Genomic DNA, 22,588 nt, shown 5'->3' with positions numbered 1-22,588 from the left:
ATTTCGTATTGATGTTTTAATTGCCATCTTGCACATAGACGGGTTGCTACAAATGCAATCCTGACAATTTTTAGCTCCTGTTTTTCTTGGTTTCTCTGAGAGATTTTCAGATCTCCTTTTATTTTTGCTGTTCCTGTCGAGCCCAATCAAGGTAATTAAGATAAGTTGAATTTTCAACAATATTTGATATTAAGTTTTGTTATACGAAATTAGTTATCGCTAATTTGATTATTAAATCATTTTAAGATATTTTGATATGAGGATTAGAAATTAGATGATATTGAATACAATAAAACAGGGAGTGTAAGGATGGGTGCTTTAACAGGCTTTCGCGTACTGGATTTAAGCCGTATTTTAGCCGGCCCGTGGTGCAGTCAAATTTTGGCCGATTTAGGCGCCGAAGTGATTAAAATTGAAAAACCTAATCACGGGGATGACACGCGAATCTGGGGCCCGCCCTGGCTAAAAAATGACAAGCAGGAAGATACGCATGAATCGGCATATTATCTTTCTGCCAACCGCGGTAAACATTCAGTTGCCGTGGATCTGTCTACGCCTGAAGGTCAAGAGATCATTAAAAAAATTGCCCAGCAAAGTGATGTGGTCATCGAGAATTATAAAGCGGGTTCTCTAAAAAAATATGGTCTGGATTATGAAAGTCTGAGTCAGTTAAATCCGCGTCTGGTGTACTGTTCAATTACCGGCTTTGGTCAGAACGGCCCACGTGCACACGAACCAGGTTATGATTTTATTATTCAGGGCATGGGTGGCATGATGAGCGTCACCGGTGAACGCGATGACTTGCCGGGAGGCGGCCCGCAAAAAGCCGGTCTGGCTTTTGCTGACCTGACCACCGGTTTATATTCTGCAATTGCCATTCAGGCGGCATTATTGTCGCGGGAAAAAACCGGTGAAGGCCAGCATATCGATATGGCACTGCTGGATACCCAGGTGGCTTCCCTCTCCGTTCTGGCAATGAATTATCTGACTTCAGACAAAGTGCCGGGCCGCTTTGGAAATGCGCATGCCAATATTGTGCCTTATCAGGTGTTTAAGGCACAGCAAGGTGAGTTTATTATCGCCTGTGGCAATGACCTGCAATTCAAGGCCTTGTGTCAGGCAGTGGGCTTGGCTGAGGTCGCCGAAGATCCTCGTTTCCTAAAAAATTCAGGACGGGTGATGCATCGTGAAGAGCTGACCACAGTGCTACAGGCACATTTCTATAAGCAACCCGCACAAACCTGGGTGGATCTGATTCATGCAGTCAAAGTTCCGGTTGGTATGATTAATAACCTGAAGCAGACTCTGAAAGAAGAACAGGTATTGGCACGTGAGATGGTCATCCAGATGCCACACACTTTACGTGAAGATTACACCTCGATTGGCTCACCGATTAAACTTTCCAAGACCCCGGTAGAGTATAAAAAAGCGCCACCCTGTTTAGGTGAAGATACCGATGTAGTCTTAAGCCAGTTTTTAAGCCCGGATGAAATAGATGAGCTGAAAAGCAAAAAAGTCATCCAGCAGCGATAAGCTAGCAAGCAATAAAAAAGGAATCTTTAGATTCCTTTTTTACTTTAAATCTAATGAATTAGATTATTCTTTAGCAGACTTTGGCACTCGACTGAACAGTACGAGGCAGTTCACGACGCAGAATTTTGCCTACTGTAGACTTTGGCAATCCAGCCACAAACTCAATGTATTTTGGCAGTTTATAACTGGTCAGTTGCTGTTTCAGGAAAGCCATGACCTCATCTTGAGTCAGGTTGGCATCCTGTTTCACAATAAATGCCTTGGGTACCTGCCCGGATTTTTCATCCTCAATCCCGATCACGGCACATTCCAGTATTTTGGGATGCTTGGACAGTACGCCTTCCAGCTCATTCGGATAGACATTAAAACCAGACACCAGAATCATGTCCTTTTTACGATCGAGAATGGTGATATAACCCTGCTCATCCATACAGCCGATATCGCCTGTCAGAAAGAAGCCGTCTTTCGTAAATGCCTGAGCCGTTGCTTCCGGTTGCTGCCAGTAACCTTTCATCACCTGAGGTCCGCGAATGGCAATTTCTCCAGCCTGATGAAACTCAACCGGCTTGGCCTCATCGTTTAAAATCAGGATTTCAGTCCCTGCCAGTGGCAAACCAATGGTTCCGCTAAAACGTCGGCTCAGCGGTGGATTAAAGGTCGCGGTGGGTGATGTTTCAGAAAGTCCATAACCTTCATAAATCTGGCAGCCTGTGACTTCATACCATAACTCAGCAGTGCTTTTTAAAATAGACGATCCACCACCTGTGGTAGTTTTAAGATGTGAATGATCCAGCTCACGAAATCGAGGATGATGTCCCAGCGCGTTAAACATGGTATTCACGCCCGGAAAAACAGTCGGTGGATGTTTCTGATATTGGTCTAGCAAAGCATCCAGATCTCTCGGATTTGGAATCAGGACATTGGCGAAACCGCGACTCAGACCATAACTGAACAGGCAGATGGTAAATCCATAAATGTGATACAGCGGCAAGGCACAGAATACATATTCATTTTCAGCGGCATAGCGGTCAGTAAAATGACTGATAAATACGGTACTGTTCTGGGCGATATTAAATAAAATATTGCGATGGCTCAGTTCTGCGCCTTTAGAAACACCTGTGGTTCCTCCCGTGTATTGCAGAATGACCGTATCTTCCTGATGCTGTACAGGCGGTGCAAAATCAATAATCTCTACCTGATTTATTGCCTGTCTAAAGTCAGAAAATTGTTTATCCGGATATTGTGCTGCCTGACTATAAATAGCACTTGGCTGCTCTTGAATAAAATCCAGCGGATGCGTTGAAATGACATACTTGAGTTCAGGGCATTTATCTAATGTTATTAATTGCTCCAAAGTCTGCCCCAGGATAATCAAGGCTTCTGCACCTGAATCCTGTAGCTGATGATAGAGCTCGCGCTGGGTGTACATGGGATTGACATTGACCAGCACATAACCGGCACGAATAATGGCAAAGGTCGCAATTGGATACTGAATAATATTGGGTAACATCACGGCAATACGGCTGCCAGCAGTCAGCCCAAGACTCTGTAAATAGCTTGCCAGTTTCTGGCTATACATATCGATATCGTGATAGCTGAATTTACGATCCAGATAAATAAATGCGGTTTTATCCTGAAATTTCACCAAATTCTCAGCAATTGTCGTGCTCAGCGTTTTCTCAGGATCTGGCCGGGTAAACTCCGGATTGATATTCCACTTTTTATATTCTTCCATCCATGGCTGACTGCTCATGACTATACTCCTGTCCTGGATTTACAATTATTTTGTATTATTTAAACCATAAGATTTTGATTTTAATTAAATATTTTTAAACCACTTTCTGCTGTCTCGATTCAACATACTTGTAGTGATAACCGCTACGAATAAAATGCTGATTTTTATTTCTGAATGAATGCGCATAATCTGGCCAGACCAGAGTCAACTTGCGGCTGACCGGATCCAGATACCAGCTTTTACAGCTTTCCGATAGCCAGACACTGCCTTGAGACAGTTGCTGCAGCTCCTGCATATAACTATTTTCAGCATGCTGATCAGCCTCGAAAACCTGAATCTGATTCAGCTCAAAAAATTGCAAGGCATCCAGCACCAGATCAAATTGGGTTTCCAGAAAATAAAGCGCTGAATTATGACCACTGCCGGTATTGGGTCCATTCAGGATGAACAGGTTTGGAAAATTATGTACGGTCGTTGACTGATAGCCCTGCATGCCGCTAGACCATTGTTGTTCCAGACTTAGGCCATGTTTACCGACGACCTTTGCCGCATAAGGTGGACGTGCTGCTTCAAACCCAGTGGCAAATACAATGATATCTGCAGGAAATTCATGGCCGGATTTGCTTATTACGCCATCTTGGCTTACTTCTGCCAAGGCCGAGTCTTCAAGCGTGACATGCGCTTTTAAAAAGGTTGGATAATAATCATTAGAGAGCAATAAGCGCTTGCAACCCGGCTCATAATGCGGAGTGAGTTTATGCTGTAACTCAGGGTCTGAAATCTGATGTTTTAAAAATTGCAGACAATTTTTCTTGACCCGCTCGATCTGGCTTTTCAGATTACGACGCTGGGCAAAATTGTATTCATTGCCCCAGAACAACGTGTGTCTGAGTGCTGACATACTGTCCGGATCTTTGCGGAAAAGCTGTTTTTCTGACTCAGAATAAGCCCGGTCTGGCCGCGGTAATATATATGGCGCACTACGTTGCAAGACGGTCAGGCTTTTGGCCATTTTGGCAATTTCCGGCACAAGCTGAACTGCTGAAGCTCCAGAACCGACCACAACCACGCGCTGATTATCCAGATTCAGCTGATGATTCCAGCGCGCGGAATGCATGACCTGGCCCTGAAATTCTGCCAGACCCGGAATTTGCGGGAGATGTTCATCCGCAAGATGTCCGGTTGCTGTGATTAAAATTTCTGCCTGATACAGACCTTGAGAAGTCTGAATTTCCCAGATACGTGCTTTGGCATTCCAGCTAGCTTTTTCCAGTTGAGTTTGAAAGTCGATATGTGGCCGGATATTTTCCTGATCACAGCACTGGATTAAATAACGCTGAATTTCTGCTCCTTGCGGAAAGACACGCGACCAGTCCGGATTTTTAATAAAAGAAAAAGAATATAAATGAGATGGCACATCACAGGCGACACCGGGATAGGTATTATCACGCCATGTTCCACCGACTTCTGCGGCACGTTCAATGATTTTAAAGTCGTGAATGCCCTGCTGTTTCAGACGGATTGCCATGCCCAAACCACCGAAACCGCTGCCTACGATTAAAATCTTGCTGCGCTGTACTGGAGCTTGCATTATTTTTCTCCTGTTTTAAGGCATCGACGGCTGGATTTTTTGATTTGCCGGATACTGCTGTGGATGCTGGCTAAACTGGTTCACCAGTTGCAGCACTTCTGCAGGCGCTTCGATATACAGTGCGTGTCCCGACGCAATTTCGATATAACGACTGTCCTGTATTGAGGCAAACAGCAGCTTTGCTTGAGCCAGAGGTATCATGCGGTCTTCATGGCAAGCGACGATTAAGGTCTCCGCACAAATGTCCGGCAAGATCGAGGTAATATCAATGCGATAATTCAGTTCACGTTGTTTGGCTGCATCTTGGGAAGGTTTAACAAAGCGTGCCAGATCAAGCACCTGTTGTTCGCTACGGGCACATAGATAATCATCGCTATACAGGCAATAATTGACAAAATGCGGCAAGGCAGCGGATTGTTCATTAAATAACTGTTGCCAGATGCTTGTCCGCAGTTGCTGCACCGAGCTGGTCTTTGCCCAACCGGCTAACAGAATCAAGCGCGCTACGCGCTGTTTGAGACTCGCGGCGACTTGTGCAGCAATCACGGCACCGAGTGAATAACCTACGACTGTAATAGTTTCATCTTCTGCAACTGCATGCTGAATCAGTGCTTCGACCTGCTGGCTGAAATCGCTAATCGCCAGATCAGCTTTATCAGGTGTGTGCAAATCAATTGATAACACCCGCTGATGCATGCCCAGCATCGGAAAAATATAACTAAAATGCTTGTCGGTATTTCCACCTGTGCCATGAATCAGAATAATGCTGGGAAATGCAGAACGCTGTCCGACTTCGTGATAGTTAAGTTGCAAATCAGCATAAGGAAACTGTCGAGTAATCACGTCTAAATCCATATAGACTCCTGATCTTGTTGTTTTATAGTCTGTTCAACCGCAGAGAAAAAAACTGATATTGAATACAGTTGAGATGCAAAACGGGTTATTAAAAAAAGACCCACGATCAAGAGAGGCGATCGTGGGTCAAAAGGTTTAATCGAATTTGAACTCTTCAGCTTCAAGCAGGAACAGGCTTTCACCACCCGCTAGAATATTGGCAGTATGCGTTGCAGTTCTTGGTAAAATCCGTGCAAAGAAGAATTGTGCAGTTTTGATTTTTGCTGCATAGAACGGATCGGTATGACCTTGTTCAATTTTCTGCTGTGCCGTAATCGCCATTTTTAGCCATAAATAAGCCGACACCACATAACCGGAGAAATATAAATAATCGACTGAGGCCGCACCAATTTCATTGACAGACTGTTGTGCCTGAGTCTGAATGGTTTTGGTGAGCTCCAGCCACTGTTCGGTTAGCTGGCTGACTTGTGCAACTTGCTGGCTTAATTGGGCATGTTGCTGATGATCTTTCACATAAGCCTGAATCTCATCGGTCAATGCAGTCAGCAAGCCAAGCTTTGAACCCAGAACTTTACGCGCCAATAAATCAATCGACTGAATTTCAGTGGTGCCTTCATAAAGGCTGGCAATACGTGCATCACGGGCAATCTGCTCCATGCCATGCTCGGTAATATAACCGTGACCACCGAAGACCTGCATACCATGCTTCGCCGCTTCCACGCCTGTTTCAGTCATGAGTGCTTTGGCAATTGGGGTGAGTAATGCCAGACGGTCTTCAGCTGCTTTTTTCTCATCGGGATTATCGGTTGCTTCAGCAATATCGGCATAGGTCGCCAGATAATAGGCCAGCGCACGTGAACCTTCTGCAAATACCTTTTGAGTCAGCAGCATGTTACGTACAGCCGGATGCACAATAATTGGATCTGCTGGCTGGTTGGGCGCCTTGGCACCTTCCAAAGAACGCATGGCCAGACGGTCTTTGGCATAAGCCAATGCGCCCTGATAAGAAGATTCTGCTGCTGCCAGACCCTGAATCGCTGTACCAATACGCGCCGAGTTCATAAAGGTAAACATGCAGTTCAGGCCGCGGTTTTCAGGCCCGATCAGAAAACCTTTGGCATTGTCAAAATTCAGTACACAAGTCGCATTCCCGTGAATCCCCATTTTGTGTTCAAGCGCGCTGCAGACCACGCCATTACGCGAAGCCACATTGCCCGCTTCATCCAAATTGTATTTCGGCACGATAAACAGCGAAATACCTTTGGTACCGGCAGGCGCATCGGGTAAACGTGCCAGTACGATATGCACAATATTTTCAGCCAGGTCATGTTCACCGGCAGATATAAAGATTTTCTCACCGCTGATGCTATAACTGCCATCTTCATTTGGCACTGCTTTGGTACGGATTAATCCCAGATCTGAACCAGCATGCGATTCGGTTAAACACATGGTTCCAGTCCAGCGGCCGGCAATTAAAGGCACCAGAAATTTCTGTTTTTGCTCATCGCTTCCGTGGTGTTCCAGAGTGCGCATAGCACCGTGTGATAGGCCCGGATACATGCCCCAAGACCAGTTGGTCGCGGTAATAATTTCTGAAATCGCGATACGGTATAAAGTCGGGAAGCCTTGGCCGCCATATTTTTCATCACCGGTTAATGAGGTAAAGCCAAGTTCCACATATTTATCATAAGCCGCTTTAAAACCATCTGGTGTGGTTACCACGCCATCTTGTAAACGGCAACCCTGCTGATCGCCTGTGGCATTAATCGGTAGCAGTTCGTTTTGGCAAAAATCGGCAGCGACTTCCAGATATTGCTCCATAATATCCATCGATACTTTGTCTGCGAACCTGGTATAGCCCTGATATTTCTGTTCCACATTGAGCAGGTCTTTCAGCACAAACGTCATGTCTTTTAATGGCGCAATATAATTTCTCATCGTAATTCCCTTGCATGAGTTTTTAATTTGTATATTTATGACTTAAAATTTCATAATACGAAATTATGTTTTAAATCCAATATAATATAAGTCCCAGTATAAAATCTAGTCATTCTGTGAAATTTCCTATTTAAAAAATAAAAATATTCAACATGAAAAAAAGCCATTCATGCTTGAATGGCTTTTTATTGAGTGATAACGCTTAGATGATCTAGCGCGGGAAAAATTGAGCCAAACGTTGATAAATAATCTGCTCGGCATCCTGCATGATATTGTCAATCAGCGCCTGACAGGTCGGAATATCATGAATCAATCCCATCACCTGTCCAGCGGTCAGTACGCCCGCATCTACATCGCCATTTTCCAGCGCAAGCTTGCCTTTTAAACCACTGACATAGGGACGAATCTGTTCAAACTCCAGACCTGGATCTTCACTCATTTTCACCACCAGCTCAGATACTGCATTTTTGGCAACACGCGCAGTATTTCTAAACTGCCGATACAGTAGATGTGTCGCCCTTTCATCATTGTCGACATAAAACTGTTTGATGTTCGGATGGATTGGCGCTTCCTGAGTCGCACAAAAGCGTGTGCCCATATTGATGCCTTCTGCACCCAAAGCCAATGCTGCGACCAGACCACGACCATCAGCAAAACCGCCACTGGCCACAATCGGCACAGTAAGCTGATCCGCAGCGGCAGGAATTAAAATCAGGCCAGGAATATCGTCTTCACCCGGATGGCCCGCACATTCAAAACCATCAATCGAAATGATATCCGCACCGATTCTTTGTGCTGAAAGCGCATGACGGACGGAAGTACATTTATGAATGACAATAATGCCGTGTTGCTTAAACGCCTCAATATGTTCATGTGGCTTGTTGCCTGCTGTTTCTACGATTTTGATACCGCTTTCAATGATCGCCTGTCGGTATTCTGCATATGGCGGCGGATTCACAGCGGGCAATAAAGTCAGATTGACCGCAAAAGGCTGATCGGTCATTTCTCGGCAGCGTGCAATTTCCTTGACCAAGGCTTCAGGCGTCGGTTGAGTCAATGCCGTTAATGTTCCCAAGCCACCTGCATTAGATACGGCACTGGCCATTTCTGCGGTACCGACCCACATCATGCCGCCCTGAATAATTGGATAGCGAATGCCTAAAAGCTCGGTAATACGGGTCTGAATTTTCATAAATGCTCTCCTTAGCATCCGGTAAATTGTGCAGGGCGTTTTTCGACAAAAGCCTGGACACCTTCTTTATAGTCCTGACTGCTCAGAGCCAGATATTGCAGGTTTTGTTCCAGCTCCAGTTGCTGGTCTATGTTATTTTCAGCACTGCGTTGCAAGGCCTGTTTGGTTAAAGCCAGCGCATAAGTCGGCTGTTGAGATAATCGGTGTGCAATGTCGTCGATATAAGCATCAAATTCTGTATCTGGAAGCATTTTCCAGATCATGCCCATTTCAGCGGCCTCTTTGGCATGCACCGGTTCCCCCAGAAAAGTAAGTGCCATGGCACGTGCATAACCGATTAAACGTGGCAACATCCAGGTGCCACCGGCATCAGGAATCAAGCCAATTTTAGAAAAGGCCTGAATAAATCGGGCACTTTCCTTGGCAATGACCAGATCACAGGCCAGTGCGATATTGGCACCTGCACCGGCAGCCACACCATTCACTGCTGCGATCACCGGTTTGGGACTCTGGCGGATCAGGTTAATCAATGGATTATAGTATTTGGCCAGCGAGCCTTGCGGTGGCAAAGGCACATTGCCGAGCTGTCCAGCACGTTCTTTTAAATCCTGTCCTGCTGAAAATGCCCGGCCATTACCGCGAATCACAATCACCCGAATATCCGGATCTGTATTCCAGTTTTTCAGCACCTGCTGCACTTCCTCATGCATTTGCCGGTTAAAACTGTTGAGTGAATCCGGGCGGTTAAAGCTTAAGGTTGCGACGCCTTGCTGAACCTGAGTTTGAATCGTTTCCCACATCATCAATTTCCTTATTTTTTTGCCTGTATCCCTACAATTAATAGCCCTTATTGACATCTACCTGATGACACAAATCCAGCCCGAGATTTAAGCGTCGGTCATTTTCTAGAATCTGTTCCACCACCACAGACATTGGTGCATGTGAGGCAACGTGAGGCGTAACTACGATCTTTTCATGCTGCCAGAATGGATGTTCAGCAGCTAATGGCTCCTGTTCAAATACGTCGACAATTGCACCACGTAACTGGCCGGACTCCAGTGCATTGAGTAGATCCTGCTCGATTAAATGCTGCCCACGCCCCACCTGAATAAGAGCAGCCTGATCGGGTAATTTTTTAAATAGCTGTTCAGATAAGATGCCAGTATTGTCTGCAGTTAAAGGCATTAAATTAATCAAAATCTGGCTGTGGGCAAGGAACTCGGAAAGCTGTTCTTGGCCTACATAGCTTTTGACCTGAGCAATCTCTTTTGGGGAATTGGACCACCCAGACACCTGATAGCCCATGTCGGCAAAACGTTTTGCTACATAACCGCCCATATGGCCAAGGCCCATAATCCCGATCTGGATATGATGGCTATAACTTTGGCGATACTGCTTCCATAGCTGCTGCTTTTGCTGCTGGATCATGCGGTCAAAATAACGCTGGAAATACAGCACGCCCCAGAGCAGATAATCAAACATGCCTTTTTGATGATGTGGATCCAGCACCCGGCAGACTGACTGGTCAGATCTAATCTTGTTTAAATTTAAATGTTCGACCCCTGCAGCAATCGAATGAATCAGGCCAAGTTCTGGAAGCTGCCGGAGTTTTTCCATATCTGGAAACCACGAAGCTGCTGTGGTCGCATGTTCAGCTTCCGGGCTGTCCAGTGTACAAAAACTGCCCTCAGGCGCATATTTCTGAAAAGACTTCACCAGAATCACTTCAATATTCGGCACAGTACTGGAAATCACAATCATGATGCATACTCCGTATATTGATGCTCAATCAGGGATAATGCAGCCTGCCAGGCACGCTGTAAAATCGGTTCTACTAAAGGACTGGCGAACTGCTTGGCGGTTTTAATTCGGACTTCTTCTGCTGGATAATGCAGTTCGGCACCGCCACTTAAGGCCTTCACCTGTGCCTGACAGGCACGCTCCAGAAAATAGATTTCATGAAAGGCCCGAGCAATAGTTTCGCCAGCCGTTAAAAGTCCGTGATTGCGTAAAATCATGGCGCGATGGCCGCCTAGGTCCTGAATCAGGCGCTCCTGCTCATCTGTTGAGAGTGCCACGCCTTCATATTCGTGATAGGCCACCTGCTGATAAAATTTCAGCGCATGCTGGGAAATGGGAAGAAGTCCGTGTTTCTGTGCAGACACTGCTATGCCGTCTGCGGTATGCGTATGAATGACACAGTTCAGATGAGCATGTGCTTCATGAATTGCGGAGTGGATGACGAAGCCAGCCATATTCACCGGCTTGTCCTGTTCATAGCTTTCTACGACCTGCCCTTCATGATTAATCTTGACCAGCGTTGAAGCGCACATTTTTTCAAAAGCGACGCCATACTGATTAATCAGAAAGCAGTCTGGCTGATCGGGCACTCTTAAACTGATATGGGTATCAATCAGGTCGGTCATCCGGTAATGCGCAATAATGCGATAAAGCGCTGCAAGCTCACAACGTGCCTGCCATTCAGCATCTGTAACCAGAGTTTTTATTGTCATGATTCCATCCTGGAAAAATATAGCATTTTGATCACTATCTGTTATATCATAATTTTAGAAAAACAGAATATTATTTCATAAGGCGAAATAAATCATTACAAGGAGTTGCTATGCCAACATCACAATTAAACGGACTTGAATATCTCACTGCCATCAAGAATGGGGAAATTTCCAGTTCAGCCATGAGTGAAATTATTCCCATGCGTCTAACGTTGGTGCGTGAGAACTATGTGGAATATGAAGTACGCCCCGATCAGCGCCATTACAATTTACAAGGTGGGATTCATGGCGGTTTTTGTGCAACGGTTTTAGACAGTGCGACCGGTGCTGCCGTGCATACGACGGTTGATGCCGGGGTAAGTTTTTCGACCATCGATCTGAATGTGAAAATGCTGAAAGCCATGAAAAGTGGTGAAACCTATACTGCCATTGGTGAAGTCATCCGGATCGGACGTAATGTACTCACTTCAGAAGGCCGGATTGTCGATAAAGAAGGTAAAGTTTATGCCTTTGGTTCAGCGACTTTATTGGTGACTGGACGCAAATAGTCTTTGAACTGATTTAAACATTCCCTGCATGTGCAGGGATTTTTATTTCTCTATCTATATAAATAGCGCAATAAAAAATGCCATGCATATCATCTATACATGGCATGAAGGTGATAACTCAAGCGGTTAAGCTGCTTCAGGGTTTTCAATCACCATTGCCAAGCCTTGACCCAGACCAATACACAGGCTGATCACGGCATATTTTTTACCGGTACGCTGTAACTGACGCGCAACGGTTAAAGCCAAACGCGCACCCGAACAGCCCAGTGGATGGCCAATCGCAATTCCGCCACCATTTGGGTTGACACGCGGATCATCAAAAGCAACATCCAGACCTTTCAGGCAAGACAATACCTGACTGGCAAATGCTTCATTGATCTCGATAATGTCCATATCGTCCAGCGTTAAGCCTGCACGTTTTACGGCTTTTTTGATTGCTTCAATTGGACCTGCACCCATGATGCGTGGCTCAATCCCAGCCGCGGCTGAAGACAGGATCCGCGCCAGAGGTTTTAAGCCGTACTGTTCCTGAACTTTTTCACTGCCGATCATCAGTGCTGCAGCGCCGTCATTGATACCTGATGCATTCCCCGCAGTCACCACCCCACCTTCAAATAGCGGTTTTAACTTGGATAATGCTTCAAATGTTGAAGAAGCACGTGGATGCTCATCTTCAGTGACCTGTTTAGGCGGCAATTTTCGTCCTTGAGAAACTTCAATTGGAGTAATTTCACCTGCAAAGAAACCTGCTTCTTTTGCTGCCTGATATTTTGCCTGTGATGCAGCGGCGAAAGTATCTGCCTGTTCACGTGAAATACCAAATTCTTCAGCCACATTATCACCAGTTTCCGGCATGCTGTGTGCGCCAAACTGTTCAGTGAATTTACGGTTCGGAAAACGGGTACCAATGGTCGTATCATAAATTTTGGCCTCACGTGAATACGCGCTTTCTGCTTTACCCATCACAAAAGGCGCACGTGACATGCTTTCTACACCACCGGCAATATACAGCTCACCTTCGCCTGCGGTAATCGCGCGCGCCGAATCAATCACCGCCCCTAGGCCTGAAGCACATAGACGGTTAATGGTCTGCCCAGGCACAGTGACCGGCATACCGGCTAACAATGCTGCAAAACGTGCCACATTCCGGCTATCTTCACCGGCCTGATTGGTGCTACCAAAGATGACATCTTCTACATCTGCTGCCGGAATACCGGTTTTTTCCAGCAGATTTTTAATCACGGTTGCAGCCAGATCATCTGGACGGACACTTGCCAGACTTCCTGCATGGCGACCAATTGGTGAACGTAAACCATCATAGATATATGCATTTAACATGAATGTTATTCCTTTAACTTTTTAATTAATGTGTGCTATGGACAAGTGCTAAACCGAGCTGAACACGGCGACGCAGCCAAGGACTTGGACGGTAACGCTGGTCACGGGTAATTGCAGTCATGCGATCCAGAATTTTCAGGATTTTTTCAGCACCCAATACATCACCCCATTCAATTGGACCATGCGGATAACCGAGGCCTAATTTCACGGCAATGTTAATGTCTTCTACCGTTGCCACGCCTTGCTGGGCAATATCACAACCAAGATTCACAATCATTGCCAAAGCACGCTGCGCCACAAAGCCGACACTTTCCTGAATTGTGCTCGCAGTCACGCCATCCAGATTAAAAATCGATTGTGCGGCCTGAGTCAGTTCAGGCTTGGTCACAAAAGTTGGCATTAAAGTGCGATGTTTATTCAGACCATAGAGCAGGTCGATGCAGACCACTTGCTGAGGTGCCACCTGATAACGGACAGCGGCTGAAGTTGCATCTTCACCATAAGTGGCAATTAAGATTAAGGCATCTGCCGAAGGTGTTTCAGTCTGCTCGATCTGAATATTGGACTGTTGCAGATACTGCTCAAGCGCCTGACGATCTTCACTATATTCTGTGCCCAGCCAGACTGCTGGATATTGATCGAGTTTTTCAACCAGTGTTGGAGCCACATCACCTACTTTGCTACCGGAAGTGTAATCATAGAAGCCTTTACCGGTTTTACGGCCGAGCTGTTTGGCAATAAAGCGCTGACGGGTAATCACACTTGGGCGGTAACGTGCTTCTTCATAATACTGATGATAAATCGACTCGCTTACCGGATGCGATACATCCATACCGGTCAGATCGCCTAATTCAAACGGCCCCATCTTGAAACCGATTCCTTCACGGTAGATCCTGTCAATATCATAAAATGGTGTGACATTTTCATTCAGAATTGCATAGGCTTCGCTACCAAAGGCACGGCCGGCATGGTTAATGATAAACCCTGGGGTATCTTTAGCTTTGACCGGACGATGGCCCATTTTTGTCGAGAGCTGGGTTAGTGCTTCAATAATGTCAGCACGGGTATTAAAACCTTCAATCACTTCGACCACTTTCATGAGTGGTACCGGATTAAAGAAGTGATAACCGGCAACACGTTCTGGCTGCTCACAGTTGGCAGCGATTGCACTGATCGACAATGAAGAGGTATTGGATGCCAGAATCGCTTCTGGTTTTATGATTCCTTCCAGTTGCTGCATCAGTTTTTGCTTGATTTCTAGATTTTCAATAATCGCTTCAACAATCAAGTCGCAATCTTTCAGGTCTTCTAGCTGCTGCGCAGTCGACAAATGAGCAATATCTTCAGCGGCTTTTTCATGGCTGAATTTACCTTTATCTGCCAAGGTATTTAATGTTTTGGCCAGTTTGTCCTGTGCCTGTTCGGCTGCCCCTTCTTTGGCATCAAACAGAACCACATCATGACCAGACTGAATCGCGATCTGGGCAATACCTGCACCCATCGTGCCTACACCAATAATACCGATTTTCTGAATTTGAATGCTCATGCTTATCGTCCCTGATAATTCGGTTTACGTTTTTCAATAAAGGCCTGCATGCCTTCTTTCTGGTCTTCTGAAGAAAACAGCATCTGGAAAGACTTACGTTCCAGGCTAAGTCCGGCATTGAGCGGCACATCTTCGGCCAGTAATGCCACTTCCTTGATTTGCTCCAAGGCAATTGGCGGTAATTTTGCCAGACCTTCGGCCATCTTGATGGCAGTGGCAAGGGTTTCATTGTCCTCGGTCACTTGAGAGACCAGGCCAATTTGATAAGCTTCCGGCGCAGGTACCAGACAACCGGTCATGATGATGCGCATGGCATGAAATTTACCCACTGCACGGAATAAACGTTGAGTGCCACCTGCACCCGGCATCACGCCAACTTTCACTTCCGGTTGACCGAACTGGGCACTTTTTCCGGCAATAATAATGTCAGCATGCATTGCCAGTTCACAGCCACCCCCCAGTGCATATCCGTTTACAGCGGCAATCACCGGTTTTGAACACTGGGCAATAGCCTGCCAGTAACGTTCAGTACGGCGCTGCATCATCTGGATAGTTTCAGCAGTCGCTAATTCTTTCAGGTCGGCCCCTGCGGCAAAGTCTGTTTCGCCCCCAGTGAGAATAATGGCACGGATATTTTCATCATCATTGAGCTGTAGAAAAGCAGCAGCAAGTTTCTGACGTACTTCTGTATTCAAGGCATTTTTTGCTTCAGGCCGATGAATTTTAACCATCGCCACATGCGTCGAGATTTGCTCTATTTGAACGACCTGTTCCATTATAATCTCCATTTATTTTGTATAGCGAAACTTTATTTTGTATAAAACATATGATTTTTAGGTCATTAAATCAAGTTTTTTTAGTCCATAAACTCTAATAAGTTATTTTTTACTAAAAATAGAGTAAAAACTCTTGTTTGGCTAGTAATTTTATGATTAATTGATTTCGCAATACGGAATTAAATATTTTAAATGTAATTTGGTTGTTTATTTAAGTAAAAAATAACCACAGAGCAAAACTAAATATTGATTTGTGAAACATAAATCCTCAGTAAATGCTGATTTTTTAGCCTGGAAATTGAAAAAATCACTGCAGCCGGATGGTGGATACGGCTCAGGCAAACAGAAGCAATCTCCTTAGATCAAGGAAAATGCTTTTCCGTGAGGAAGAAAATGGATTTAGCGGTAGCAGAGGAAATGCTACTTTTAATTTATAGAGGATATAAGAATGACAAGCGATACCATCGTAGCTGAGGAAACCAAAACGGGAGTCTCCTCTGACGGCACCGTTAAACAGGCACCTAAACGCCTGTGGATGACGGCCTTTGCCTTTGCTTTTTTGATTTTACTATGTGACGGTGCAGACATTGGTATTCTGGCTTTCAGCTTGACCAGTCTGAAAGCGGAATGGGGACTGACTTCTGTACAGGCCGGCGCCTTGGGAAGTTATTCTCTTTTGGGTATGGGAATTGGTGGCTTTGTCGGTGGATGGGCTTGTGACAAGTTTGGACGCGTACGTGTCATCGTATTAGCAACCATCGCCTTCTCAATTTTATCTGCCTATTCAGGTTTTGCCCAATCTTATACTGAGTTTGCAATTCTACGTACGCTTTCCTGCTTGGGTTTAGGCTGTTTATATATTGCCTGTAATACCCTGATGTCAGAATACGTACCGACCAAATACCGTACCACCGTACTGGCAACATTAATGACCGGTTTCACTTTAGGTTCTCTGGTCATCACCATGCTTTCAGGCTGGATCATTCCTGAATTCGGTTGGCGTATGCTGTACTGGATCACAATTGCTCCATTAGCTTTGGGTATCCTGATGCACTTTATGGTGCCAGAGCCAGAATCATGGAAACGTGTCCGTGAAATGAAAAGAACTGGTCAGATTGTGGATAACGATACCAAAAAAGGTAATCCATACATCACTATTCTTAAAGATAAAACCCATGGCAAGATGTTTATTTTGTGGTCTTTCAGCTCCGGTTTCTTGCTATTTGGTTACTTCGGTGTAAGTAACTGGTTGCCAAGTTATCTTGAAGCTGAATTAGGCATCAAGTTTAAAGAAATGGCACTGTATATGGTGGGTACATTCATCACCATGATTTTTGCCAAAATCATTGCAGGTTATGTTGCTGATAAAATTGGTCGCCGTATTGTGTTTGCTTTCGGCACCATGGGAACAGCGCTATTTATCCCTGTCGTGGTGTATATGCATAACGCAGACAATATTGGTGTACTGATGCTGATCTTCGGCTTCCTGTACGGTATTCCATATGCCATCAATGCAACCTATCTAACCGAAAGTTTCCCGACTGGTGTTCGTGGTACAGCGGTGGGCGGTGCATTCAATATTGGTCGTATCGGTGCAATCTTCGCTCCAATTACGATTGGCTATCTTGCGATGCATGGTTCGATTGGTACAGGTCTGTTGGTAATGGGTGCAGCATACTTCCTATGCGGTTTGATTCCTGCCCTGTTTATTAAAGACCGTTTATACGATCCGCAAAAAGCAGAATAAATGCTCTCTGGAAGGCAGTATAACTTGCTGTCTTCCTCTTTCTCCAAATATTGACCATACGTATAGAAAGGTTTCCTTTCATTCAGGATTAAAAGTTTCTTCAGGGATTAAGAAATGAAAAAATTAGTTTTAGCGACATTATGTGGTATTGCTTCAGCACAGGCATTTTCAGCAGAAGCTTCTGAAGACCGTATGCAATTTCTTGAGTCACAGTTAAAGCAAATCCAGGCAGAACTAGAACAACAAAAAGCCGCGCAACTTGCATTAAAGAACCAGCAGGAACAAGCCAAAGCGCAAGACTCTAAAACGCTGAGTTCAATGGTAGATAATGTCGATGTTTATGGCTTGATCCGCTTTGATGGTGCAGTCGATTTCAAAAGTACTACTGAAGCCCGTGGCCGTACCATTAACCAGATTAATAAAGTACCTTTTACTGAACCGGATTCTGTACGTTCCGATTTTACTGCGGCTGCCAGCCGGATTGGTTTCCTGGCCAAAGATCTAGGAGGCAATCCGAATGTTTCTGCTCGTTTAGAAGCCGACTTCTGGACCAACAATGGTAAAGGCGATGGTGGATTACGTATCCGTCATGCACACTTAAAATACTATAACTGGACATTTGGTCAGGCCTGGTCATTGATGTCTACACCAGAAATTAGCACTGAAGCTGTCGATTACAGCTTGTTCCTGGGTGGATCAGTCCTACGTACGCCTCAGGTGAGCTATGCTTTCAAATTTGATCCAGAAAACACCTGGAATGTCGGTCTGGAATATATGGCCGGTGGCGATCGTTCTTCTGCTTTGCCTGCCTTAACCACTAAATATGTTCATCAATCAGGACCGCTGCATTTATTAGCTCAAGGCTTTGTCAATCAAAAGCAAGCGCAAACAGATACAGGTGATATCGAGAAAGTTGGCTGGGGTGTGGGCGTTGGTGGACGTTACCGTTTAGATGATCAAAACTCGATTCAAGGCAACTATTTCCATATGGTCGGTGACCAGCGCATTGCAGCCTTTTTAACACAAGGGACACTAACGGATGGTACCGCCTGGGGTGGTGATTATTCAGTCGATCCAATCAATAACGAACTATTGCTGAATGAGTTTAATAGTTTAAGTATCGGCTTTACGCATAAATTCACACCAAAACTACGTAGTAGCATTAATGCCAGCGTTGTTGATTTTGATGATTCCAGCGACTATGCACGCGCGAATCCTAAGACCAATAAGCGCTTAACCGACTATGTAGCCAACGTGATCTACTCTCCTGTTCCAAAGATTAACCTGGGTGCAGAATATCATCATGGCAAGCGTGAAACCTTTGACAACAAGGAAGCAGATATTTCGCGTATCAACCTCTCTGCCAACTATAGTTTTTAAAGCCTCAGGAGACAAGGATGTCAGCCCAAGGGCAAATTTCACGCCGTTTCATGTTCATGATGGCAATGACCTGCGCACTCTGCGCAGGTTGTAACTATTTTAACCAGCCCTTAATTTATTCGATTGCCCAGGACTTAAATATAAGTGTGGCGCAGTCTGGCTGGACAGTGGTCCTGACTCAGATTGGCTATGCAGCCGGTCTGTTTTTGTTTGTGCCTCTGGGTGATTTATTTGAAAAGCGTTTATATATCTGTAGCCTGATGTGCTGTACCGGCCTGGCACTGATCGGACTGTCTGCCAGCAGTAATTTGCAGATGCTGTATGGCTTTACCCTGCTTGCCTCATTTTGTTCTATTAGCACCCAGATTCTGATTCCTTTTGCCGCCAATTTATCGCAGCGTGAAAAAAGTGCCGAAGTGGTGGGTCTGCTGATGAGTGGTGTTCTGGTCGGTATCCTGTTTGCCCGAACTGTATCAGGAATGATTTCTACCTTATGGTCCTGGCATGCCGTGTACTTATTAAGTGGTTGCGCCATTTTACTTTTAAGTATTGCGATGTGGTATCAGTTACCCAAAGCGAAAAGCCAGTTACAGATGAGCATTTTACAGATCTATTATTCCTTATTTACCTTTGCCAAGACCGAACCGATGTTGATGCGACGGAGTCTTATCGGCGGTCTGGGTTTTGGAATGCTGAGCATCATTTTTACCACCATGACTTTTATTCTGGCAGAAGCACCCTACCATTTTAATGACTTCCAGATTGGTCTGATGGGCGTCGTGGGGGTAATCGGGATCTGGTCTTCACAATGGACGGGGAAAATGATTGGCCGCCATCGGGAGAAGTGGCTGGCACAGCTCGCGACAGCTGGACTGATTTTGGCCTGGATTCCTCTGGCTTTTGCACAGCGCAGTTTATGGTTATATATTCTGGGCCTGATGATTGCCTATTTTGGCATTTCATCTTTACATGTACTCAACCAGAATCTGGTCTATCGGCTTTCAGTCCAAGCCCGCTCGCGTATTAATGCCATCTACATGACCTGTTATTTTTCTGGTGCCGGGCTTGGTGCATTTCTGTCTTTAAGTTTATGGAAAATCTATGGCTGGCCGGCCTGTGTAGCACTCGGTTTTCTATTTGCCTTGCTGATGTTTGTAATTAATTATTATGACCTGAATCAAAAACACAATTTGGTGAATATCCAGCCCAGACCTTAATCACTGTACTTTCACCTTGAATTTTTAATTTCTTTGCGGATGATCAGATTCCATGGATAAATAAAGAGGCTTTAATTCAGTTAAAGGCGCAGGTTTCGCATAAAAAAAGCCTTGTAGTAAATCACAGCCTTGTTGATAAAGTAATTGGGCTTGATTCAAGGTTTCCACACCTTCAGCCACAACATCTAAATCAAGCTGATGGGCCAGATGAATGATGGATTGAACAATTGCAGCATTCTGATCATCCAGTGTCAGTTCCTCGATAAAACTCCGATCTAGCTTGATCTGGTTGATCGGCAGGCGCCGTAGATAACTCAGGCTTGAATAGCCGGTCCCAAAGTCATCAATCGCGACTTGAACACCTAAAGCACGTACCGTTTTCAAAATTTCAATGGTGCGATCTGCGCCATTAATAATCACCCCTTCGGTAATCTCAATTTTGAGCAGTTCCGGAGGCAATTGACTGCTTGCAAGGACATGTTTAAGTATTTGCAGGAAACCTGCCCTGCGGAATTGGAGCGGAGAAATATTGACCGATACGGTGATCTGACGATTGTGCTGCTTGTTCCATGCAGCAATATCTACGCAGGCTTTTTCCAGAACCCACTGGCCTACACCGATAATTTGCCCTGTTCGTTCTGCAAGCGGAATGAAAACCGCAGGAGAAATATAACCCTGCTGCGGGTGCTGCCAGCGAATCAGAGCTTCTACGCCAGTCACCTGACCATTTGCAGGATTAATAATCGGTTGATAGAAAAGATTAAACTGTTTCTGGTTGATCGCTTGCATCAGTCCCATACGCAGATTTGCATAATCTATTTCTGGTGCAGGTTTCATATTGGTTTTTTCATACCATTGCCAGATATTTCGGCCTTGTCTTTTGGCTTCCTGCATCGCCAGAACAGACTGATAAATCAGCTCAGAAGAATGCTGAATCGAACTGTCATCTGCAACAATACCAATACTGGCACTTAAATGAATCTTGTATTCATCCACGATAAAAAGCTGGGACAGCAGCTCCAGCATTTTTTCAGCAATAGCCTCGACTTCACTTTGCGCATACTCACCTGACATGAGTAAAATAAATTCATCTTCGGCAAAGCGGCATAGCACATTGTTTTCCTGAGCGAAACCCTGCAAGCGCTCACCCACACTTTTCAGAATCTGGTCACCGACCAGATGTCCCAGACTATCATTAATATTTTTAAAGTCATCCAGATCTATATACAGTAGGATTAAAGGCTGTGCGCTATCGTGCCGCTGTGCAAAAACCTGCTCTAGAATCTGCTTGAAAGCATGCTGATTCGGCAAGCCGGTTAAATGGTCATGGGTGTGCTGATGCTTGATATATTCTTCATGAATACGCTGCTGGGTAATGTCTTCCTGAATCCCCAGAAAATGGGTGCAGTTTCCGTTTTGATCAAAAATCGGGCCAAGGGTCAAACGGTTCCAGAACCAGCTGCCATCCTTACAATAATTTTTGATGGTTACCTGCGCTTCTTGTTGTTGTTTTACTGCTTGCTGGAGTAACAAAATCTGATCTGCTGCCGTATCCGCTCCATATAGGAAAAAGCAACTTCGTCCCAGAACTTCCTGTTCGGTATAACCGGTGAGTTTCAGAAAAGCCGGGTTGACATATACCATCGACATTTTTTCCGAAACATCGGTGATAAAAATCCCATTTGGACTTGCCTCGACCCCACGCTTTAATAGTCGTAGAGCTTCCTTATTTTTACGGCGTAAAGTAATGTCTCGTGCAATACCAATCACACCGGTAACTTTCTGGTTCTGGATAATCGGCAAATTGGTTAAATCCAGCCAGATAATATCTCCCTGAACGTTATAAATCGGAAGTTCATAATGTTGTGCTTTACCTTGCAGCGTTTCTGAAAATGAAACATTGGCAAGTTCCTGGAATTCGGTAGGTATAAATGCACAATAATGCTGGTTTTGAATTTGCTCCTCGGAAAAACCTGTAATTTCCTGGCAGGCAATGTTGGTATTAAGCACATAGCCCTGTAAATCCAGTTCAAAAATGATATCGGGATGATAGGTATAGAAAGAACAGTACTTTTCATTAATTGCCTGTCCTTTCTGCCGTTCATGATCAAGCTCGATCGCGAGTGCAACCAAATTCGCAGCTTGCTGTAACAGCCGGATATGAGACTCTGTCGGTATTTTAGGCGTTCGATAGTAAGTTGCAAAAGTGCCGTATAAAACATCCGATGCGCTAATGATCGGTGTTGACCAGCAGCTCGACAGTTTTTCTGCATTGATCAAAGCACGGTAAGACCTCCAGTTGGGATCTTTCATCAAGTGTGGACTAATGACGAGCTGACGCAAAAAGGCAGCCGTACCGCAAGTGCCTTGATCTGGCCCGATTTTTAAATCCTGGATTGCGCTGCAATATTCTTTTGAAAAGTGCTGTTTACCACTGATAAAGTTTAAGGTTTGCGTGTCTTCTTTATAGAGCATGATGGTGACAAACGCATCTGGAATACGCGATTCAAGCCACTGACTGATGATATCGAGAATAGGTTTAAGCTCGGTATGGCGGCCAATCAGGTTGAAAATATGAAAAATATCTTGTTCATCACAGTTACTATCCATGCAGAATATCACCTTCCTTAGCTTGCTAATATTCTAGACTTATTTTTAAAACAATCATTAGGGCGTGTC

General features: G+C 45.0%; 17 protein-coding genes. 5 read left to right on the top strand and 12 right to left on the bottom strand.

Translation table 11 applies throughout. The features are described 5' to 3' along the window. The first annotated feature begins 309 nt into the window (after positions 1–309). Positions 310–1,533 (top strand): CaiB/BaiF CoA-transferase family protein, encoded by a 1,224-nt coding sequence (locus GVV58_RS00665; protein WP_005096893.1) that lies wholly within the window; start codon positions 310–312, stop codon positions 1,531–1,533. Between the two features lie 70 nt (positions 1,534–1,603). Here the strand turns inward: GVV58_RS00665 and GVV58_RS00660 are convergent, their stop codons facing one another. The 8 genes from GVV58_RS00660 to GVV58_RS00625 all read right to left on the bottom strand — a co-directional run bounded on the left by GVV58_RS00660 (position 1,604) and on the right by GVV58_RS00625 (position 11,357). Further along, entirely contained in the window at positions 1,604–3,286 is a 1,683-nt protein-coding gene (locus GVV58_RS00660) for an AMP-binding protein (protein ID WP_100535102.1), read from the bottom strand. 76 nt (positions 3,287–3,362) lie between these two features. Continuing rightward, positions 3,363–4,859 carry an NAD(P)/FAD-dependent oxidoreductase gene (locus tag GVV58_RS00655; RefSeq protein ID WP_159515776.1) on the bottom strand — a complete coding sequence of 499 codons (1,497 nt, stop codon included), beginning with the start codon at positions 4,857–4,859 and terminating at the stop codon, positions 3,363–3,365. Positions 4,860–4,874: 15 nt separating this feature from the next. Then, positions 4,875–5,714 (bottom strand): alpha/beta hydrolase, encoded by an 840-nt coding sequence (locus GVV58_RS00650; protein WP_005170949.1) that lies wholly within the window; start codon positions 5,712–5,714, stop codon positions 4,875–4,877. A 135-nt stretch (positions 5,715–5,849) separates the two neighbouring features. Beyond that, complete coding sequence (locus GVV58_RS00645; protein ID WP_159515775.1) at positions 5,850–7,652, bottom strand: acyl-CoA dehydrogenase C-terminal domain-containing protein; 1,803 nt, start codon at positions 7,650–7,652, stop codon at positions 5,850–5,852. Positions 7,653–7,863: 211 nt separating this feature from the next. After that, complete coding sequence (locus GVV58_RS00640; RefSeq protein ID WP_159515774.1) at positions 7,864–8,844, bottom strand: nitronate monooxygenase family protein; 981 nt, start codon at positions 8,842–8,844, stop codon at positions 7,864–7,866. Between the two features lie 11 nt (positions 8,845–8,855). Then, entirely contained in the window at positions 8,856–9,644 is a 789-nt protein-coding gene (locus tag GVV58_RS00635) for an enoyl-CoA hydratase-related protein (protein ID WP_159515964.1), read from the bottom strand. 37 nt (positions 9,645–9,681) lie between these two features. Then, a complete protein-coding gene (locus GVV58_RS00630; RefSeq protein WP_159515773.1) occupies positions 9,682–10,605 on the bottom strand; it encodes a glyoxylate/hydroxypyruvate reductase A in 924 nt (307 codons plus the stop codon). Continuing rightward, entirely contained in the window at positions 10,602–11,357 is a 756-nt protein-coding gene (locus GVV58_RS00625) for a class II aldolase/adducin family protein (RefSeq protein ID WP_159515772.1), read from the bottom strand. The genes GVV58_RS00630 and GVV58_RS00625 overlap by 4 nt, the downstream gene beginning before the upstream one ends. 110 nt (positions 11,358–11,467) lie before the next feature. On the opposite strand from GVV58_RS00625, the gene GVV58_RS00620 reads away from it, so the two are divergent. Beyond that, positions 11,468–11,905 (top strand): PaaI family thioesterase, encoded by a 438-nt coding sequence (locus GVV58_RS00620; RefSeq protein ID WP_005170934.1) that lies wholly within the window; start codon positions 11,468–11,470, stop codon positions 11,903–11,905. Positions 11,906–12,031: 126 nt separating this feature from the next. On the opposite strand, the gene GVV58_RS00615 is transcribed toward GVV58_RS00620, so the two are convergent. The 3 genes from GVV58_RS00615 to GVV58_RS00605 are packed head-to-tail and all read right to left on the bottom strand — an operon-like array spanning position 12,032 to position 15,565. Further along, a complete protein-coding gene (locus GVV58_RS00615; protein ID WP_159515771.1) occupies positions 12,032–13,243 on the bottom strand; it encodes a 3-oxoadipyl-CoA thiolase in 1,212 nt (403 codons plus the stop codon). 25 nt (positions 13,244–13,268) lie between these two features. Then, complete coding sequence (locus GVV58_RS00610) at positions 13,269–14,789, bottom strand: 3-hydroxyacyl-CoA dehydrogenase (RefSeq protein ID WP_159515770.1); 1,521 nt, start codon at positions 14,787–14,789, stop codon at positions 13,269–13,271. A gap of 2 nt (positions 14,790–14,791) precedes the next feature. After that, positions 14,792–15,565: an enoyl-CoA hydratase gene (locus GVV58_RS00605; RefSeq protein ID WP_005170924.1), complete on the bottom strand. Its 774-nt coding sequence runs from the start codon at positions 15,563–15,565 to the stop codon at positions 14,792–14,794. Between the two features lie 448 nt (positions 15,566–16,013). On the opposite strand from GVV58_RS00605, the gene GVV58_RS00600 reads away from it, so the two are divergent. The 3 genes from GVV58_RS00600 (at position 16,014) to GVV58_RS00590 (ending at position 19,909) form a co-directional block, all read left to right on the top strand. Beyond that, positions 16,014–17,312, top strand: coding sequence for an MFS transporter (locus tag GVV58_RS00600; RefSeq protein WP_159515769.1), 1,299 nt, complete (start codon positions 16,014–16,016; stop codon positions 17,310–17,312). A gap of 114 nt (positions 17,313–17,426) precedes the next feature. Further along, positions 17,427–18,692, top strand: coding sequence for a DcaP family trimeric outer membrane transporter (locus tag GVV58_RS00595; protein WP_159515768.1), 1,266 nt, complete (start codon positions 17,427–17,429; stop codon positions 18,690–18,692). A 17-nt stretch (positions 18,693–18,709) separates the two neighbouring features. Beyond that, positions 18,710–19,909 carry an MFS transporter gene (locus GVV58_RS00590; protein ID WP_159515767.1) on the top strand — a complete coding sequence of 400 codons (1,200 nt, stop codon included), beginning with the start codon at positions 18,710–18,712 and terminating at the stop codon, positions 19,907–19,909. 24 nt (positions 19,910–19,933) lie between these two features. On the opposite strand, the gene GVV58_RS00585 is transcribed toward GVV58_RS00590, so the two are convergent. Next, a complete protein-coding gene (locus GVV58_RS00585; protein ID WP_159515766.1) occupies positions 19,934–22,519 on the bottom strand; it encodes an EAL domain-containing protein in 2,586 nt (861 codons plus the stop codon). Positions 22,520–22,588: the final 69 nt, after the last annotated feature.

The organism is Acinetobacter sp. 18QD2AZ41W, from assembly GCF_009829025.1.
In the GTDB taxonomy this organism is placed as follows: Bacteria; Pseudomonadota; Gammaproteobacteria; order Pseudomonadales; family Moraxellaceae; genus Acinetobacter; species Acinetobacter pseudolwoffii.
This window is presented reverse-complemented; position numbering and strand designations above follow the sequence as displayed.

Excerpts from the sequence above, each read along its gene's own strand:
- GVV58_RS00620 (WP_005170934.1), top strand. The coding sequence starts at position 11,468 with ATGCCAACATCACAATTAAACGGACTTGAATATCTCACTGCCATCAAG.
- GVV58_RS00635 (WP_159515964.1), bottom strand. The coding sequence starts at position 9,644 with ATGTGGGAAACGATTCAAACTCAGGTTCAGCAAGGCGTCGCAACCTTA.
- GVV58_RS00585 (WP_159515766.1), bottom strand. The coding sequence starts at position 22,519 with ATGGATAGTAACTGTGATGAACAAGATATTTTTCATATTTTCAACCTG.
- GVV58_RS00600 (WP_159515769.1), top strand. The coding sequence starts at position 16,014 with ATGACAAGCGATACCATCGTAGCTGAGGAAACCAAAACGGGAGTCTCC.
- GVV58_RS00605 (WP_005170924.1), bottom strand. The coding sequence starts at position 15,565 with ATGGAACAGGTCGTTCAAATAGAGCAAATCTCGACGCATGTGGCGATG.
- GVV58_RS00610 (WP_159515770.1), bottom strand. The coding sequence starts at position 14,789 with ATGAGCATTCAAATTCAGAAAATCGGTATTATTGGTGTAGGCACGATG.
- GVV58_RS00625 (WP_159515772.1), bottom strand. The coding sequence starts at position 11,357 with ATGACAATAAAAACTCTGGTTACAGATGCTGAATGGCAGGCACGTTGT.
- GVV58_RS00615 (WP_159515771.1), bottom strand. The coding sequence starts at position 13,243 with ATGTTAAATGCATATATCTATGATGGTTTACGTTCACCAATTGGTCGC.
- GVV58_RS00655 (WP_159515776.1), bottom strand. The coding sequence starts at position 4,859 with ATGCAAGCTCCAGTACAGCGCAGCAAGATTTTAATCGTAGGCAGCGGT.
- GVV58_RS00665 (WP_005096893.1), top strand. The coding sequence starts at position 310 with ATGGGTGCTTTAACAGGCTTTCGCGTACTGGATTTAAGCCGTATTTTA.
- GVV58_RS00650 (WP_005170949.1), bottom strand. The coding sequence starts at position 5,714 with ATGGATTTAGACGTGATTACTCGACAGTTTCCTTATGCTGATTTGCAA.
- GVV58_RS00645 (WP_159515775.1), bottom strand. The coding sequence starts at position 7,652 with ATGAGAAATTATATTGCGCCATTAAAAGACATGACGTTTGTGCTGAAA.
- GVV58_RS00640 (WP_159515774.1), bottom strand. The coding sequence starts at position 8,844 with ATGAAAATTCAGACCCGTATTACCGAGCTTTTAGGCATTCGCTATCCA.
- GVV58_RS00595 (WP_159515768.1), top strand. The coding sequence starts at position 17,427 with ATGAAAAAATTAGTTTTAGCGACATTATGTGGTATTGCTTCAGCACAG.
- GVV58_RS00590 (WP_159515767.1), top strand. The coding sequence starts at position 18,710 with ATGTCAGCCCAAGGGCAAATTTCACGCCGTTTCATGTTCATGATGGCA.
- GVV58_RS00630 (WP_159515773.1), bottom strand. The coding sequence starts at position 10,605 with ATGATTGTGATTTCCAGTACTGTGCCGAATATTGAAGTGATTCTGGTG.
- GVV58_RS00660 (WP_100535102.1), bottom strand. The coding sequence starts at position 3,286 with ATGAGCAGTCAGCCATGGATGGAAGAATATAAAAAGTGGAATATCAAT.